Annotated in this window: 18 protein-coding genes; 4 read left to right on the top strand and 14 right to left on the bottom strand. The window is 42.2% G+C overall.

What is annotated here, in order from left to right:
- Window positions 1-39 precede the first annotated feature (39 nt).
- The 6 genes from hscB to trmJ all read right to left on the bottom strand — a co-directional run bounded on the left by hscB (window position 40) and on the right by trmJ (window position 4,051).
- Complete coding sequence (gene hscB / locus BWD47_RS10150; RefSeq protein WP_075593902.1) at window positions 40-567, bottom strand: co-chaperone HscB; 528 nt, start codon at window positions 565-567, stop codon at window positions 40-42.
- Between the two features lie 78 nt (window positions 568-645).
- Window positions 646-969: an iron-sulfur cluster assembly protein IscA gene (gene iscA, locus BWD47_RS10145; protein ID WP_036973291.1), complete on the bottom strand. Its 324-nt coding sequence runs from the start codon at window positions 967-969 to the stop codon at window positions 646-648.
- 11 nt (window positions 970-980) lie between these two features.
- Window positions 981-1,364: a Fe-S cluster assembly scaffold IscU gene (iscU, locus tag BWD47_RS10140; protein WP_036973292.1), complete on the bottom strand. Its 384-nt coding sequence runs from the start codon at window positions 1,362-1,364 to the stop codon at window positions 981-983.
- 40 nt (window positions 1,365-1,404) lie between these two features.
- Entirely contained in the window at window positions 1,405-2,622 is a 1,218-nt protein-coding gene (locus BWD47_RS10135; protein ID WP_036973293.1) for an IscS subfamily cysteine desulfurase, read from the bottom strand.
- Between the two features lie 22 nt (window positions 2,623-2,644).
- Entirely contained in the window at window positions 2,645-3,136 is a 492-nt protein-coding gene (iscR, locus tag BWD47_RS10130; protein WP_036973294.1) for a Fe-S cluster assembly transcriptional regulator IscR, read from the bottom strand.
- A 192-nt stretch (window positions 3,137-3,328) separates the two neighbouring features.
- Entirely contained in the window at window positions 3,329-4,051 is a 723-nt protein-coding gene (trmJ, locus tag BWD47_RS10125) for a tRNA (cytosine(32)/uridine(32)-2'-O)-methyltransferase TrmJ (protein ID WP_074989227.1), read from the bottom strand.
- A gap of 346 nt (window positions 4,052-4,397) precedes the next feature.
- On the opposite strand from trmJ, the gene suhB reads away from it, so the two are divergent.
- Window positions 4,398-5,201, top strand: coding sequence for an inositol-1-monophosphatase (gene suhB / locus BWD47_RS10120; protein WP_036973296.1), 804 nt, complete (start codon window positions 4,398-4,400; stop codon window positions 5,199-5,201).
- 43 nt (window positions 5,202-5,244) lie between these two features.
- On the opposite strand, the gene BWD47_RS10115 is transcribed toward suhB, so the two are convergent.
- From BWD47_RS10115 to queA, 8 genes are all read right to left on the bottom strand, one after another.
- The gene (locus tag BWD47_RS10115; RefSeq protein ID WP_074989226.1) at window positions 5,245-6,075 is read right to left on the bottom strand and encodes an ABC transporter substrate-binding protein; all 831 of its coding nucleotides are present in this window, start codon (window positions 6,073-6,075) and stop codon (window positions 5,245-5,247) included.
- 83 nt (window positions 6,076-6,158) lie between these two features.
- A complete protein-coding gene (locus BWD47_RS10110) occupies window positions 6,159-7,949 on the bottom strand; it encodes a bifunctional diguanylate cyclase/phosphodiesterase (protein ID WP_036973298.1) in 1,791 nt (596 codons plus the stop codon).
- 60 nt (window positions 7,950-8,009) lie between these two features.
- Entirely contained in the window at window positions 8,010-8,582 is a 573-nt protein-coding gene (locus BWD47_RS10105) for a hypothetical protein (protein ID WP_141687265.1), read from the bottom strand.
- A 57-nt stretch (window positions 8,583-8,639) separates the two neighbouring features.
- On the bottom strand, window positions 8,640-9,587 hold the full coding sequence (secF, locus tag BWD47_RS10100; protein ID WP_036973300.1) for a protein translocase subunit SecF: 948 nt from the start codon (window positions 9,585-9,587) through the stop codon (window positions 8,640-8,642).
- Window positions 9,588-9,595: 8 nt separating this feature from the next.
- The gene (gene secD / locus BWD47_RS10095; protein ID WP_036973301.1) at window positions 9,596-11,455 is read right to left on the bottom strand and encodes a protein translocase subunit SecD; all 1,860 of its coding nucleotides are present in this window, start codon (window positions 11,453-11,455) and stop codon (window positions 9,596-9,598) included.
- A 22-nt stretch (window positions 11,456-11,477) separates the two neighbouring features.
- A complete protein-coding gene (gene yajC / locus BWD47_RS10090) occupies window positions 11,478-11,816 on the bottom strand; it encodes a preprotein translocase subunit YajC (protein WP_036973302.1) in 339 nt (112 codons plus the stop codon).
- Window positions 11,817-11,845: 29 nt separating this feature from the next.
- Window positions 11,846-12,973, bottom strand: coding sequence for a tRNA guanosine(34) transglycosylase Tgt (gene tgt / locus BWD47_RS10085; protein ID WP_075593901.1), 1,128 nt, complete (start codon window positions 12,971-12,973; stop codon window positions 11,846-11,848).
- 258 nt (window positions 12,974-13,231) lie between these two features.
- Window positions 13,232-14,263: a tRNA preQ1(34) S-adenosylmethionine ribosyltransferase-isomerase QueA gene (queA, locus tag BWD47_RS10080; RefSeq protein WP_036973304.1), complete on the bottom strand. Its 1,032-nt coding sequence runs from the start codon at window positions 14,261-14,263 to the stop codon at window positions 13,232-13,234.
- 215 nt (window positions 14,264-14,478) lie between these two features.
- Here queA and BWD47_RS10075 point away from each other — a divergent pair, with 215 nt between their 5' ends.
- From BWD47_RS10075 to BWD47_RS10065, 3 genes are all read left to right on the top strand, one after another.
- Window positions 14,479-16,989, top strand: coding sequence for an EAL domain-containing protein (locus tag BWD47_RS10075; RefSeq protein ID WP_036973305.1), 2,511 nt, complete (start codon window positions 14,479-14,481; stop codon window positions 16,987-16,989).
- A gap of 231 nt (window positions 16,990-17,220) precedes the next feature.
- Complete coding sequence (locus BWD47_RS10070) at window positions 17,221-17,424, top strand: hypothetical protein (protein WP_036973306.1); 204 nt, start codon at window positions 17,221-17,223, stop codon at window positions 17,422-17,424.
- Window positions 17,425-17,520: 96 nt separating this feature from the next.
- Window positions 17,521-17,724, top strand: a 204-nt coding sequence (locus BWD47_RS10065) for a transposase domain-containing protein (protein WP_178387078.1), incomplete at its 3' end; no start/stop codon positions are given.

The raw sequence follows: 17,724 nt of genomic DNA, 5'->3' as shown, positions 1-17,724 counted from the left end.
TTTTAAACTCTTAAATAGCTGTTAAGTTACAACTAACGATTAATCATCAAATAAACTGTCTTCAATTCGCTCAAGTTCTTCGCGTAGCTTATAAACAAACTTTAACTTACGAATATTATCCGCCGCTGCCTGCCATTGCTGTTCATCATTGCTTGCTAGCTGATCAGCCAGTTCGTTGCTGTATTGCGTGTCTAACTGTTTAATTTGCGTTTCAAACTGGGCAATTGCTGCATCAGGATCTGCGGCATTTTCAAGCTCTTCAAGCTCTTCTCGAAGCTCCATTTGCTGCATTAAGAATAGCGGATCTTGTAATGTTTGTTGTTCAGCACGAATATCAACGCCCAACTCACTAAGCATGTATTCAGCACGCTTTACCGGGTGTTTTAACGTTTGTAATGCATCATTGATTTCAGCCGCGTTTTGCACAGCAAGTAGTTTGTCGCGGCTACTAGCACTGGCATGACGATCTGGATGAACTGCACGTTGCAGCTCGAGGTAGTGTTTATTAATAGTCGCTAAATCAATGTTATAGTCTACTGGAATCGCAAATAACTCAAAGTAACGCATTACATAATCCAACTCGGTAAACAGAAAAAGAACAAAGCCCTACACAGGTAGGGCTTCAAGCAAGGAAAACGTGCTAGCTTAAACGGTAAAGCTTTCGCCGCAACCACACTCATCGGCCTGATTCGGGTTATTAAACTTAAACCCTTCGTTCAAACCTTCTTTAGTGTAATCAAGTTCAGTGCCGTCTATGTACACTAAGCTTTTTGCATCAACGATTACTTTCACACCGCGACATTCAAAAACTTCGTCGCCATCTGCTAACTCATCAACAAATTCAAGAACATAAGCAAGACCTGAACAGCCCGTCGTTTTAATGCCTACGCGAAGGCCAATGCCTTTACCGCGATTTGCTAAAAATGATTCTACGCGGTTTGCTGCCGCATCTGTCAATGTCACTGCCATGAATTTATCTCTTACTTCGCTTGTTTGCTTTTGTAATCAGCAATCGCTGCTTGAATCGCGTCTTCTGCTAAAATTGAACAGTGAATTTTCACTGGTGGTAATTCAAGCTCTGCACTGATATCAGTGTTTTTGATTGTTGAAGCTTCGTCTAATGTTTTACCTTTCACCCACTCTGTTACAAGTGAAGAAGAGGCGATTGCGCTACCACAACCATATGTTTTAAATTTTGCATCTTCAATAACACCTTCTGGTGATACTTTAATTTGCAATTTCATTACGTCACCACACGCAGGTGCACCCACCATACCTGTTGCAACAGATGGATCATTTTTGTCTAAAGAACCCACGTTACGTGGATTTTCAACATGATCGATTACTTTATCACTATAAGCCATAATACTATCCTCACTACCTGCTAGCGGCGGCGATCACTGATTAGTGATGCGCCCACTCAACTGAATCTAAATCAATACCTTCTTGATGCATTTCCCATAAAGGAGACATCTCACGTAAACGGCCAATCGAGTTTTTGATTAGTTCGACGGTATAATCAATCTCTTCTTCAGTCGTAAAGCGGCCAATGCTGAAACGAATTGAGCTGTGTGCTAATTCGTCGTTACGGCCTAACGCACGTAGTACATAAGAAGGCTCTAAGCTTGCTGAGGTACAGGCTGAACCTGATGAAACAGCAATGTCTTTAACAGCCATTAATAACGACTCACCTTCAACAAAGTTGAAGCTGATGTTTACAATACCCGGAACTGACTGACTTGGTTCACCATTAAAGTAAACTTCGTCCATATCAGCCATAATGCCATCAACCAAACGCTTACGAAGTGCGCTGATATGTGCATGGTCTTTTTCGAAATCTTCTTTTGCGATTCTAAATGCCGCACCCATACCCACTAATTGGTGAGTAGCCAGTGTGCCTGAACGCATACCACGCTCATGACCACCACCGTGCATTTGTGCTTCTAAACGAGCACGTGGCTTACGACGAACATACAATGCGCCAACACCTTTCGGGCCATAGACTTTGTGGCCAGAGAACGACATAAAATCAACTTTTAACTGTTGCACGTCGATAAGTACTTTACCTGCACTTTGTGCCGCATCAACGTGGAACATAATTTTGCGCTCACGGCACATTTCGCCGATGGTCGCGATATCTTGGATAACACCTAGCTCGTTGTTAACGTGCATGACACTAACAAGTACCGTGTCATCACGCATAGCGGCTTCAAGCTTTTTAAGGTCAAGTAAACCGTTTTCTTCAACGTCCATATAGGTTACTTCGAAACCTTGACGCTCTAATTCACGACATGTATCAAGCACTGCTTTGTGCTCTGTTTTAACCGTGATGACGTGCTTGCCTTTCTTTTTATAGAACTGTGCAGCACCTTTAATGGCGAGGTTATTTGATTCTGTAGCACCTGAAGTGAAAACAATTTCACGTGGATCAGCGTTAATCAGATCAGCAATGTCTGTACGCGCTTGATCAACCGCTTCTTCTGCTTGCCAACCAAAACGGTGTGAGCGTGATGCAGGATTACCAAAATTACCGTCCATAGTCAGGCATTGCATCATTTCTTTTGCCACACGTTCATCAACAGGCGTGGTTGCTGCGTAATCTAAATAAATCGGTAACTTCATTTCTCTCTCCGCTTTCGTCAAGCTACAGTTGACAGCTTACTTGAATGTTTTCCAGTTGCTTAATTGCAGTGTTGATGCTGTTATCTTGGCGCGATGCGACTTCTTTCACATCTGATTTTTCTACCAATTCAGCAAGGGTAATACTATTTAAAAAATCTTCGATACGCGCGCTTAAATCTGACCACAATGTATGAGTCAAACAGCGCATGCCACTTTGGCAGCCACCCGTTGCACCATGGCAGCGAGTTGCATCAACAGACTCATCAACGGCATTGATAACATCGCCAACAGAAATTTCATTCGCGCCACGTCCTAATAAATATCCACCACCTGGGCCACGCACAGAAGTCACAAGGCCATTTTTACGTAAACGGGCGAATAATTGTTCGAGGTAAGACAACGAAATTTCTTGTCGCTCAGAAATATCGGCAAGGGGCACTGCACCCACATTTGTATGGAGTGCAACATCCAACATGGCGGTTACTGCGTATCTGCCTTTTGATGTTAACTTCATGGAGCCCCCGATGTTACTGCACGCTAAGGTGTGCAAATTTTAATTACCAGACCAAAATAGTCAAGTATTATCACGTGATAAAAATTGATACTTGCCATTGATAAAACCGAATACCCGACTAAATTGGTCAAGTACTATGTCTATTGTAATTACCTGAGTAATTTAGTCAAGTATTATGCTTATAACCTGTGATTATTTTATAGACTTATTAATTGAAGTCAGAATGCCGCGTAAGATATTCATTTCGGCTTCTTCTGGGCGCGCACGATTAAACAAACGACGTAATTTAGTCATCACCATACCTGGGTGCTGTTTGATGATAAACCCGGTGTCGTTTAATGTTTGCTCTAAATGCTCATAGAACAACTCAGTTTGTTTTGCGTTAGGGTAAGTAACGTCGTCTTGTTCTTGCTGTTTTGGCTGGGTGTTTAAATACGCCATACGTGTTTCATAGCACAGGGTTTGTACTGCCATAGCAAGGTTTAATGAGCTGTATTCTGGGTTCGCAGGAATGCACACATGATAGTTACACTGTTGTAACTCTTCATTGGTTAAACCGCTATTTTCACGACCAAACACGAGTGCAACCGGGCCATTCGCCGCTTCTGCCACTAATTTTTCACCACATTCACGTGGCTCAACCATCGGCCAAGACAAGGTGCGCGAACGAGCACTGGTGCCAATCGTTAAACTACAATCAGCAATCGCATCAGCAAGGGTATCAACAACCACGGCTTTGCCTAAAACATCGGTTGCACCTGCAGCAAGCGCACTGGCATGACTATCAATTTCACATGCAGGGTCAACAAGATAAAGGTTTGATAAGCCCATCGTTTTCATAGCACGTGCTGCTGAGCCAATATTACCAGAATGAGATGTGTTAACTAATACGATACGAATATCATCAAGTGTCATTGCGTTGTTACTTACTGAATGTCAAAAATTGCGCGAATTCTACCATGAAAGCTATTCTGGAGGCTATACAGATCACGCGATCAATCAGTATTGATCACAGATCATGGGCGGTGCTAGGGGTTTTTCTTTTACTAGTACATCCTTATTTTTAGTATCAGATTTATGTATGAAACGCCCCGTATAATTTTTAGCTTTTAAAAATAGTCAGATAGAAATTTAATTTAAAATCAGTTCAGTACAAAAAACAACCAAAAGTATTTCCGCTTTGTTGTTTACTTTGCAGTAAAAACCGCTAGAATACGCCGGCTTAAATATATTCGTTCTTTTACAACCCAAAGGTAATGCTATGCATCCAATGTTAAACATTGCGGTTCGCGCTGCGCGTAACGCAGGCAAAATTTTACTTCGCGCAAGTGAAGACTTATCAAAAGTTGATGTACAACAAAAAGGCACTAACGATTTAGTGACTAACATCGATAAAGAAGCTGAAGCCGCAATCCGTGACACTATTTTAAGATCTTACCCTGATCACTGTATCGTTGGTGAAGAACTAGGTGAGCACAAAGGCAAAGATGCAGATTACCAATGGATTGTTGACCCACTTGATGGCACAACAAACTTCATCAAGGGTATCCCTCATTACGCAGTATCAATCGCACTTAAAGTAAAAGGTCGTTTAGACCAAGCTGTTATCTATGATCCAATTCGTGGTGAATTATTCACAGCGTCTCGCGGTCAAGGCGCACAGCTTAACAGCAAGCGTTTACGTGTATCAAAAACTAACGAGTTAGCAGGTTCTATTCTTGCTACAGGTTTCCCGTTTAAACAAAAGCATCACTTAGACGCATACTCTGAGGCATTCAAAGCTTTATTTATTCACACGGCTGATATTCGTCGTGCAGGTTCTGCTGCTCTTGATATGGCGTATGTTGCAGCTGGCCGTGTTGATGGCTTTTTCGAAATTGGCCTTAAGCCTTGGGATACAGCCGCTGGTGAGCTTTTAGTTAAAGAAGCGGGCGGTATGGTTGTTGATTTCGCAGGCGGTATTAACTACAACCAAAGCGGCAACATTATCTGTGGCGCGCCAAAATTAACACAAGCAATCATTCGTGAAATTCGTCCAGTATTAACTGAGTCACTACTTCGCTAATGACCCATTAATTCTAACGCGTGATTAGCATGACAAAAAGGAGCTACGGCTCCTTTTTTTGTGGCTGAAAATAGTCATTCTCCAACTTTATTTCTATGGCACTCTTTTCTGTAAACGGCAGACCGGCTAAGTCTTCAGCAAAGTAACTGTTGAACAGCTGATCAAACTCACCTGAGCTTTTCATCGCGTTTAAGCCTATTAATAATACCTCGGCTAGCTCTGGCTTGTTATTGCTAACAAAAAAATAAAAAGCGCTCGGGTAGCTAATATAGACATTGGGCACAATCGCCAGTTGCTCACTATTTATTTGCTTAAGCTCTGAAGTCACCTCGATAAATGAACGCGGGAAGTAATCAACCCGGCCACTTATAACTAAGTTAAACATTGCTTGATAATTCGCCAGTGGCCGAACCGCTAAGCCATTTTGCGCCAATATTTTTGTATCAGGCCAGTCATGACCTTGTATAGCGGTAAACGCCATTAAGTCTTGTTTAGTTTTTACCTCTTTAAACCGCGGTAAAAATTCACGTTTTGTAAGCAGTGCGCGTTTACCGATAAACCCTTTAAATAAAGGGACTGGAACAGCAATCGCTAGATGCTCTCGCTCTGGGCTGGTCATACTCCAATAGACATCGGCTTGGTTTTCGTCGAGCATGAGTAATGTGCGCTGTTGATGAGGGTGCACCAGTACTTCGTTTATAACGGTGGGATACTTTGCGGCACGAAACGCTGCAGCTAACAGCGCGTGTAAATAATGATCGCGCTGATACAAGGGACGTTGCTCTATGGCTAAGTTCACCACATTTTTGGCATCAATAGGCAGGCTGCATCCTAGGCTTAGCACAACAAGGATTGCACTACATAGTCGCTTCATTATTATTATTCTTAACGTGTTTTTTTTAACCTACACTGGCTTAGAGTGAGACACAAGTGAAATTGGCCGAACTCAAATTTTCTTCATAACCCGATTTGCAGGGTGTCATCGCTGGCGACACTTAGCCTCACCACTGCCGGGGCCGGACAACGACGCTTACAAACAAATAAGTGACTCGTTTTAAAGCGTTTGGCCTCTTTTTTCGCATCGGTTGCGAGTGCTGCAACTTGGTGGCTATTAATGCATTGCTCAAGGTCAGGTTTAACGAGACCAATCGACAGCGTTAGCAAAGGTACAAACTGTTTTTTACCTTCGCGGTTACTCGCCCAATACCCACCTTGCGAGATGTGTTCTGGGGTAAAAAAGGCGCGTGATTTTTCTTCAAATTCTGAAATGATCGCATGGCACCTATGCTCTGCATCGTCTTTATCGAATACCACCATAAAATCATCGCCACCAATGTGACCAACAAAGCCTTTGCTTTTGCTACAAACATCAACGATCACTTCAGCTAATAATTTGATCACACTGTCGCCACTGGCGTATCCATATAAATCATTAAATTGCTTAAAGTGATTTAAATCGACATACGCTAACGAAAACGCATAACTGTTGCGCAGCCTTAATTCGATAGCTTCATTTATTGCCACATTACCGGGTAGCATGGTCAATGGATTTGCGTGTTGAGCGTGGCGTATTTTTTCTTCGGTGATGTGTTTGAGAATATTACGCAAAGGTGCCAATCCTAAGTAGTCGCCGTTGCGTGTTATGACGATATGGCGGCGAATATCGAATTCAAATTCGGTGATTTGTTGACTAACCGTATCAAGCAATTCGTTTTCATCGACCACTAGCGGTTGCTTATCCATTAGTGCGGTAACAGGCTGCTTATCATAAAGCGCGTGACCATAAGGAGCTGCAAACACCTCGGTAAGTTGATCTCTGTGTAATAAGCCTACGGGACTATTTTGTTCAAGGACAGCAAGACTAGTGAGTGTTTTATCTTGCTCAAAAATACTGTGCGCATCTTTACAACGGGTATTCGCCTCAATACTGGCATGCTCAACAGCAAGCCAACCGATAGCCATTGATTGTTCAAAGCTGCTGCTGTTGTCTGATGATTCAAGGTGTTTTAAGCAATGCAGATTAATTTGGTAACTGGGCTGTAAACTCGGTCTTTCTAATAAAAAGCCCTGTGCATGCTGCACTCCTAAACTTTCGAGTAAACGTAACTCTTCTACGCGCTCGATACCTTCGGCAATCACTTGGGTATTCGTGGCTTTAGCCAATACAATGATTGATTTTAGAAACTCTTTTTTCACCACACTTTGGTCACAGTGATCAATAAAGTATCGGTCAATCTTTACAAACTCAGGGCATAACTCAGACCACTGCTTTAACCCCGAATAACCTGCCCCTAAATCATCAATGGCAATTGAAAAGCCTAATTGACGATAATGCGCGATGGTCTTTAACAGTAAACATCCGTCGTCTACTTTTTCTTGTTCAGTTACTTCAATGACAACGCGATTAGCCGCCAGCCCAAAATGTTCAACTAGGTGTAATGTTTCGCCTTTAGGATGACATGGGTCGAGCAGTGTTTTAGGGCTGACATTTAAGAACAACTTACCTTGCAGGTTGAGCTTAACAAAGTTTTCAATGGCTTTACTGCGACACAAAAGCTCAAGTTCTGAAATTTTATTGCAGGCAATTGCAGCAGAAAATAAAGCGCTGGGCATCTCAAGTTCAGAGCTTTTTGGCCCCCGACTTAAAGCCTCGTAACCCAAAATATGTTGATTAGAAACATCAAAGATGGGCTGAAACAGCGTTTTAATGTCACTGTTTTCTAATATTCGCTGTAGTTGTGCACTCACCTTTCACCTAGTTTCTGTCATACAAATAGATGGCTAAATTAGCAATCTAGTATGACAATTTTATGGCAAGCGCTGCGCTTCATTCACCTCTTGTTCATTTATTCCCACTAATTCCAATTGCTTAATGCGCGCTAAGCTATCGATCATTTTTAGTTCAGCCTGTTCAATATCAACATGATTCATTTGTTGTTGTGTCGTCATCGCCAAAACGGCTAACGGATTAAGTAACAGCTGTTGTATGTGATAACAGTTAGGCCCTGTAAAATCGGGTAACTCAGGTTGTAAATTAAGGGGCTCATTGTCACTAGAGATTGCCGTAAGCGGTGTGCTTTCAACATATTCAGTAATAGCGTCTAATGTCTGCTTACACTCTGGAAACACCTGATTAAACGCTAAAAATAATCCCTGTGATGAATGAACCAACGACAACAGCATGGATTTAACTTGCTGCGTATCTGACTGCCCTTGCAGTGCTGTCACAACCTGCCACGCCAAACTTTGGTACTCACCTAATTGTTGTTCTGGCGTTATTGTGGGTGGCTTTGGTGCTGACTCAGCTTGCTTGGCAACCTGTTGCTCTTTGCAACCGAGCAGTAAAAAAATAATAAATACATTACTTATTAGATACTTCATAATTTCTTCCATAAAAAAACCGCCCAAACAGGGCGGTTCTTTTTTAAGCATGGCTTATTAAGGCATAGGATCGAGATCCGCACCTTCTTTTTCGATTACTTCTGGAATTAAGTCTTCTTTACTTACACCCATTGCAATCGCCACTGCTGATGCAACATACACAGATGAGTAAGTACCGATAAACACACCAAATAGTAATGCTGTCGCAAAGCCGTGAATAGTTTGACCACCCCATACAAACAACGCAATCAATACTAAAATTGTGGTGATTGATGTTACAAGGGTACGATTCAATGTTTGCGTAAGTGAAATATCAATGATTTCTATGGTGTCATCGATACGCACTTTACGGAAGTTTTCACGAATACGGTCAGATACAACGATGGTATCGTTGAGTGAGTAACCTATCACCGCCAAAATCGCTGCTAAAATCGTTAAGTCAAACTCAAGATCCAGTATTGAGAATAAACCTAATGTGATAATAACATCGTGTAATAGTGCTGATACCGCGCCAACCGCAAAACGCCATTCAAAGCGAAATGCCACGTAGATCAAGATACAAATAAGTGCAGTTAACATGGCCAAGCCACCCTGCTCTTTTAAATCTTCACCTACACTTGGGCCCACAAACTCAATACGGCGCATTTCAACACTTGAATCAGTTTGTTTTAAGGCATCAATGATTTGGTTACCAATGACTTCTGCTTTCACGCCATCACCTTGCGGTGCAAGGCGCACAAGAATTTCTTTACTTGAGCCAAATAGCTGAACAGAGAAATCTTCAAAGCCACTTGCCGTAATTGCTTCACGTACTTTTTTCAGATCTGCAGGTTGTGCAAAGCCAACTTCAACCGCTGTACCACCGGTAAAGTCTAAACCGAAGTTTAAGCCTTTTGTAAAAAACGATACGAAAGAAGCCAAAATCAACAACGTTGATAATGTCATGGCAAACTTGCGGAACTTCATAAACGGGAGTGTTTTACCACCGAGTTTTAAGATTTGCATGCTGACTCCTAAATCGACAACTTATCAATACGCTTACCGCCAATAAACAAGTTGATTACCGCACGGGTACCAACAATGGCTGTAAACATAGAGGTGATAATACCAATCGCAAGTGTCACGGCGAAACCAGCAATTGGACCCGTGCCCACTGCAAACAGAATCACTGCTGCGATTAACGTGGTGATATTTGCATCGAAAATTGTGCTAAATGCGCTGTCGTAACCGAAATGAACGGCTTGTTGCGGACTACGGCCGTCGGCAAGCTCTTCGCGGATACGCTCAAATATAAGCACGTTTGCATCAACGGCCATACCCACGGTCAGTACGATACCTGCAATACCCGGTAAGGTTAATGCCGCACCTGGAATTAATGACATAACACCCACGATTAATACTAAGTTCGCACCAAGGGCAATATTTGCCACCATGCCAAACCCTTTGTAATAAACCAGCATAAATACAAGCACAAATGCAAAGCCTAGTACCACTGCCGTCATACCTGCTTCGATATTTTCTTGACCTAGGCTTGGGCCTACCGTGCGCTCTTCTACAATTTGAATAGGAGCAACAAGTGCACCTGCACGTAGTAATAAGCTCAGATTATGGGCTTCAGCAGGGTTATCAATACCCGTGATTCGGAACGAACGGTCAAGACGTGCTTGAATTGTCGCCACGTTAATCACTTCTTCTACCTTAATTGGAGGAAGTGCTTTACCGTTTTCATCTGTTTTACCCGATGGCTTGTACTCAATGAATACAGTTGCCATACGCTTACCAATCGCGCGCTTAGTGAACGCATTCATTTTTGCGCCACCTTTGCTATCAAGGCTAATGCTTACTTGCGGACGTTGATACTCATCCATTCCTGATTGCGCACCAGTGATGTGGCTACCTTCAAGAATAATGCGTTTTTTTAGTACCACAGGGTAACCGTCACGTGCCATGATCACTTCGGTGCCTGGTGGTACACGCCCTTGTAAGGCTGCACTTGGGTCAGCATCTTCGTCTACTTCACGGAACTCAAGCGTTGCTGTAGCCCCTAAAATTTCTTTGGCACGGGCTGTGTCTTGTACACCAGGAAGCTGTACGATGATACGCTCAGCACCTTGACGCTGAACGTTTGGCTCAGCAACACCGATTTGGTTGATACGGTTACGGATAATCGTTTCGTTTTGCTTGATAGCGTAATCACGAATTTCTTTAAGCTTTTGTTCGCTCATACTGGCGTAAAAAGCGTTATCACTGCTGCTATCATCAATGTACACATTGAGCGGGTAACGGGTTGATAAAAAGCGCTCTGCTGCGTCTTTATCTTCTTCGTTACGCATTTCAACACGTAAACGCTCGCTGCCAGCTACACGACGAATCGTGCGGTAACGCAGCTTTTCTTCACGTAAATCACTTTTAAAATCTTGTTCCATTTGCTCAAGCTGTGTATCAACCGCCGTCGCCATGTCGATTTCCATAGTAAAGTGAACACCACCACTTAAATCCAGACCCAGCTTCATCGGGTTACCACCCAATGCTTTTAACCACTCAGGTTGTGCTGGAGCCATGTTGATGGCAGAGATGTAATCTTCACTAAGGGAATCACGCAGTAGGTCTTGCGCTTTAAGTTGATCTTCAACATTCTTAAAACGTACAAGGATTTGTCCGTCTTCAAGTTTGCTTGATTTAACAGTAACGTTATGTTCTTTGAGGGTCGCATTTACTTTATCGAGTACGCTTAGGTCAGCATCAGTACCTTTAGTGCCCGATACTTGTATGGCCGGGTCACGACCATACAAGTTAGGAGAGGCATATAAAATACCAACGACTAACACAACAAGAACAAGTAAATACTTCCATAATGGAAACTTGTTTAACACGTGTGAGTCCTTATTTTTATTGTTATAGCGACTTCATAGTGCCTTTTGGCAATACTGCAGAAACAGCTGATTTTTGTACTGTTACTTCTGCTTGGTCGTTTAATGAGATAACGATGAAGTCTTTGTCATCAGCGATTTTAGCAATTTTACCAACTAAACCACCTTGCGTAAGCACTTCGTCACCTTTTGCCATCGCGCTCATAAGGGCTTTATGCTCTTTTACACGCTTAGCTTGCGGACGGTAAATTAAGAAATAAAATACCAGACCAAAAATACCCAACATGATTAGCATTTCCATGCCACCACCTGCTGGTGCTGCACCTGCCGCACTTGCGTGCGCGTTTGAGATGAATAAACTCATTACACTTCCTCTTTAATTTTTCTAAAAATTTAATCTGATGTATCTGCAAGCTCTGGCACTTCTTGGCCGCGGCGTGCATAAAAATCTGCAACAAATTCGTCTAGTTTGCCATGACTAATGGCATTACGTAAGCCTTCCATTACACGTTGATAATAACGTAAGTTATGAATCGTGTTTAGACGTGCGCCTAAGATTTCATTACATTTATCAAGATGATGCAAGTACGCACGTGAATAGTTTTTACATGTATGGCAATCACACTCTGGATCAAGTGGACCGGTGTCTGTTTTATGTACTGCGTTACGGATTTTAACAATGCCACCTGTCACGAATAAGTGACCATTACGTGCATTACGGGTTGGCATTACACAGTCGAACATATCGATACCACGACGCACCGCTTCAACCAAGTCTTCTGGTTTACCAACGCCCATTAAGTAACGTGGTTTGTCGGCTGGCATTTTATACGCACAATGATCAAGAATATTGATCATTTCGTTTTTAGGTTCACCCACTGATAAACCGCCCAGTGCATAACCATCAAAACCAATGTCTTCTAGGCCTTTTTGTGATTGTGCACGAAGCTCAGGGTACATACCCCCTTGGATAATACCAAACAGTGCTGCTGGATTATCACCATGCCCTTCTTTTGAACGTTTAGCCCAACGCAGCGAGAGCTCCATTGAGTCTTTGGCTTCTTTTTCAGTGGCAGGATATGGCGTACATTCGTCGAAAATCATCACAATATCAGAGCCTAAGTCGCGCTGAACTTGCATGGCTTTTTCTGGTGAAAGCATGATTTTTTCACCATTCACAGGCGAGCTAAACATGACGCCCTCTTCGGTGATTTTACGCATTGCACCTAAGCTGAATACTTGGAAACCGCCTGAATCAGTTAAGATAGGACGATCCCAATTCATGAAGTCGTGTAAATCACCGTGTTGCTTAATGATTTCTGTGCCAGGACGCAGCATAAGGTGAAAAGTATTACCAAGGCAGATTTGTGCCCCCGTGTCTTTTACTTCATCGGGAGTCATCCCTTTTACCGTGCCGTAAGTACCTACAGGCATAAATGCAGGCGTTTCTATAACACCACGCTCAAAAATCAAGCGGCCGCGGCGCGCTTTACCGTCAGTGCGGTCTAATTCAAATTTCATATTATCCTCTAGTGTCGGAAAAACAGTCCAACAAGCTATAATTTAACCGCTCGATTCTAACCTGTTTGCGCATTTATTACTATTAATTGGGCTAAATTCAAAAATAAAAAGCCCGCTAGCTAAACTCTCCCCACCATGCAGAATTCAGCGTTGCACAGAGGCTTCATATCAACGCATAGCTTAGTAAGAATGGCTGAAAATAAAAAACCCAGTGAAATGCTGGGCTTTTTACGGGGTGATATAAAAGATGACTAACGCTTATTTACGCGTTAAGAACATGGCATCACCATAACTGAAAAAGCGATACTGTTGCTCAATCGCTGTGTGATAAGCACCCATAATATTTTCTTGGCCTGCGAACGCGCTCACCAACATAATCAACGTTGATTCAGGTAAGTGGAAGTTAGTGACCATGGCATCCACCACATTGAACTGATAACCCGGGTAAATAAAGATGTCAGTATCACCAAAGTAAGTATCAAGCTTGCCACCATGTACTTTTGCAGCCGACTCTAAAGAACGTACTGAAGTGGTGCCCACCGCAACAACACGCCCGCCTTTTGCTTTGGTTTCGGCTACGGCTTTTACAACCTCATCAGGAACTTCGATATATTCTGAGTGCATAACATGTTCATCAACTGAATCAACACGCACAGGTTGGAATGTACCCGCACCCACGTGCAAAGTAACAAACGCCATGTTAATGCCTTTGTCTTTTAAAGCCGCCATTAATTTATCGTCAAAGTGAAGCCCTGCTGTTGGCGCTGCAACAGCACCGGGTTTCTCACCATACACCGTTTGATAACGCTCACGATCAGCCTCATTATCTGGGCGGTCTATGTATGGCGGTAATGGCATGTGGCCAATATCGTTTAAGATATCTAATACATTTTCGTCTTTAGCAAACTCAAGTTCAAATAGCTCACCGTGACGCGCTACCATGGTTGCTTCGGCTTTGCCTTCAAGGATAATTTTAGAGCCCGGTTTTGGTGATTTACTCGCACGTACGTGAGCCAGTACACGGTGCTCGTCCAATACGCGCTCAACGAGTACTTCAAGCTTACCACCAGACTCTTTTTGGCCAAACATGCGTGCTGGTATCACTTTCGTGTTATTAAACACTAATAAGTCATTTTCATTTACCAGAGATAAAATATCACTAAACACTTTGTGTTCAACCTGCCCTGTTGGGCCGTCGAGCGTTAATAAACGACTGCTTGTTCGATCTGCTTTTGGAAAACGAGCAATTAATTCATCAGGAAGGTCAAAGCTAAAATCAGCCACGCGCATAGAGCATATCTCTCATTAATAAAAACGCGCCAAGTTTACTCTGATACGCTTGCCACCTCAAGCAAAGCACCTCGGTTCAAGAACAAACAACCTAACCGTGTAAGCTGGTACAGGCTAATAACCGTTTTTAGGTAAAGTTTGCTTGTAGAATAATAGAAATGTCATTATTCTAACCCATTCACTAAGCATGGGTTCAGTTAAGAGGTAGTAGCGCCATGGCAAAGCAGTTGCAACTGCTAATTTTAAACGCTAGCGTTGCTGAGCGTGAAACAATTAAGTTAACACTCAACAAACTTAATGTTTTTACGTTTATTGAAGCCAACGACTCGCAAGAGGCGTTAAAAATACTTAAAAGCCAGCCGGTGGATATTATTATTACGGGCCTTGAAGTCGGCAAAATTGACGGCTGGCGCTTCTCGCGCATGATTCGCTCGGGGTTATTAAAAACCCCAAAAAATACACCTATACTGCTAACTCCCCCTATTTATTGTGAGCGTATCGCTGAAACAACAGCCCGCAGTTATGGTATTGATGCTGTTTTGCCTTTTGAACGCCAAGATATGCTGCCGCAAGTCCTTGCTAATGTCCTGTCGACACACCTAGAAAAAAGCAGCCGCCTTAATTTACTCCTGCTTGAAACGAATAACAGCAAAGCAAATAACATCAACGAACAACTCAAACTCAGTTTTGCTGTTACACACACGACATCGACAAAAGCAGCACTGGCGACGTATCTACAACAAAAGTTTGCAATTGTATTGATTGATGCAACGCAATCGCAATCAGATCCCGCAGGCGCGCTGATTAGCGAAATATTGCAGCATAATCCTAAACAAGCCATTGTTACCATCATTGATAACAACGATGCTGATTATGCCGAGCAACTGTTGCTCTCTGGTGTCACCGATTTTATACGCGCCCCTTATGATCAGTCTTTACTGAGCAAAGTATGTGACCATGCAGCACGCCGTGAAGATTTTATGGTGAGTTATGCAGAGTTTGCACAAAAAGTTGAGCAACTAAGCCAAAGCCAAAGCCGCTATAAAGAACTGTTTTCGGCTCACCAACGTATTTTATTGCATTTAAACACCGTGGTATTGGAGTTTGATCAGCAAGGAAATATTCGCTTTATTAACCCTGCATGGGAAAACCTCACGGGATACGGCATTAAATCAAGTTTATCTAAGTCGTTAACTGATTTTTGTTTGCCTGAGTGTCAGCCCAAGTTACAAGATACGATTCAAAGTATTTTGCACGGGGGGGAGCTACAACAGCAAGTTGAGATACAACTGAGTCATAAAAACGGCAATGCCATTTGGGTTGAATGCCGAATGCAGCTAATAAAAAACAGCCGTAACTCTGCAACGATTACAGCCACTATCGATAACATTCACGAACGTAAGCAAGCTGAGTTACAGCTTCGTCATTTAGCATTGCATGACACGCTAACTGAATTACATAACCGCTATTATTTTGATCAACAATTGCAACGTATTTGCCAAGCCAAATACACCAATGGCGATATAGAACATGCGCTTATTTATATCGATTTAGATCATTTTAAAATCATCAATGACAGTAAAGGTCATCAACAAGGTGATATTGTGCTTAAAGAAGTCGCTCAACTCTTTACTGCCAATATTAGCGACGAGCACTTAATTTGCCGTATTGGCGGTGATGAATTTGCGGTTATTCTGAAAAACACCAATTTGCTTGATGCCCATTTAGTCGCAGAAAGTATTTGTATGGCCATTGAAAAACATCAATTTCATTCTGAAGGCCAAGAATATTCAATTAGCTGCTCAATTGGCCTAACACAAATTACCGCACAAAATAATGATCCCAACGAATGCCTTAAGCAAGCTGATATTGCGCTGTATGTTGCAAAAAGCTTAGGCCGTAATCTGGTTCATTGTTATTCAAAAGAAGACACTCACCACAATAGCCTACAAGCAGGGTTAGAGTGGGGCCACAGCATTCGCCAAGCGCTGCAACACGATGCAATTGAATTACATTACCAACCAATTTGGGACTTTAAACGTGGCCATGTGGCTTACTTTGAAACCTTACTGCGTTTAAAGCTTGATAATGAGCTCATTTACCCGAATCAATTTATTCCCGCATTAGAATTACTAAACGACACATACCTGATGGACCAATGTGTTATTCGTAATGCGATTAAAAGTGTTGCTGATTTTCCTGAGCTCAACCAAGTGGCTATTAATTTATCGGCACAGTCATTTTTAGATGAACGATTATTACCGCATATAGAATCGAGCCTACAAGAGTATAACGTTGAACCCACGCGTATTATTTTTGAAATAACCGAGTCAGCCAGTATCAATAATTTAGTGGCCACCCGCGCAATGATAGAGCGCCTCAATGGCTTAGGCTGCCATTTCTCGATTGACGACTTTGGCACTGGCTTTAGTACATTTAACTACCTTAAACAGCTGCCAGCACAACATGTAAAAATTGATGGCTCGTTTGTTCGCGATATGTTGAACGACCCTATCGACCTTGCGCTCGTGAAGGCGATAAACGATATTAGCCGCTCTTTAGACAAGCGTTCTGTTGCTGAATACGTTGAAAATAAAGAAATATTTTTAGCACTAAAAGAGATAGGCGTCGATTACGGGCAAGGTTACTTTATTGCACGCCCCATGCCTGTTGAAAAAATTAGCAGTGAGCTTGAAAGAATCTCTAACAATAAACTTTTTAGCTAACAACTGACTAGCTAATTCGCCCCGAATATTGATACATTTTTAAACAATTTTATTAACTTTTTATCTACCATCCTGAGAATACTCATCTATAATTAATTCACGCCAAGAGATAATGTCGCGTATTTATAGTGATAATCTAAAAAAAACATGACATTACCTTTTACATTATACATACTGAAAATGACTTAACATCTATACGTTTTTGTATGAGCGGTATTTAGGAGAAAAGTGATGACACAACTAATCGTATTGTTACTGATCGTTAATCTAGGGATAGCATATCAATGTTACCGTAATGCGACCTACAAAGGGTACCCGGTAAAAGTATTTACAGGGTTGGGCTTAGTGCCTTATTTTAATCTGGTTGTTTGGGTTTACTTATTGTTTTTACCCAGCTTAAAGCCTTTTTCAATGGATGAAAAGCAGCCCTTATAGGCTAATGCCGATCAGTTAAGACTTTAATCGGCGGATCAGTTGAATGATCCCCTCTATATGTAAAAATCCGATAGACCCTGTTTATCGGATTTTTTTATGCACGTATCTCAAGCCCTCAACATTATTAACAGTTACAAACCAAATCAAGTTGAAACACTCGCAGACCTTTTGCCCATTGAACTTATCAATAGTGCTTACGAACTCACTGATACGGTTACTCTAAGAAAGCGAAAGCTCACTTTAGAGTCGATGGCATGGCTACTGGTTGGAATGGCAATCTATAACGATAAGTCCATGGCT

The organism is Pseudoalteromonas sp. PAB 2.2 (assembly GCF_001938575.1).
Taxonomy (GTDB): Bacteria; Pseudomonadota; Gammaproteobacteria; order Enterobacterales; family Alteromonadaceae; genus Pseudoalteromonas; species Pseudoalteromonas lipolytica.
This window is presented reverse-complemented; position numbering and strand designations above follow the sequence as displayed.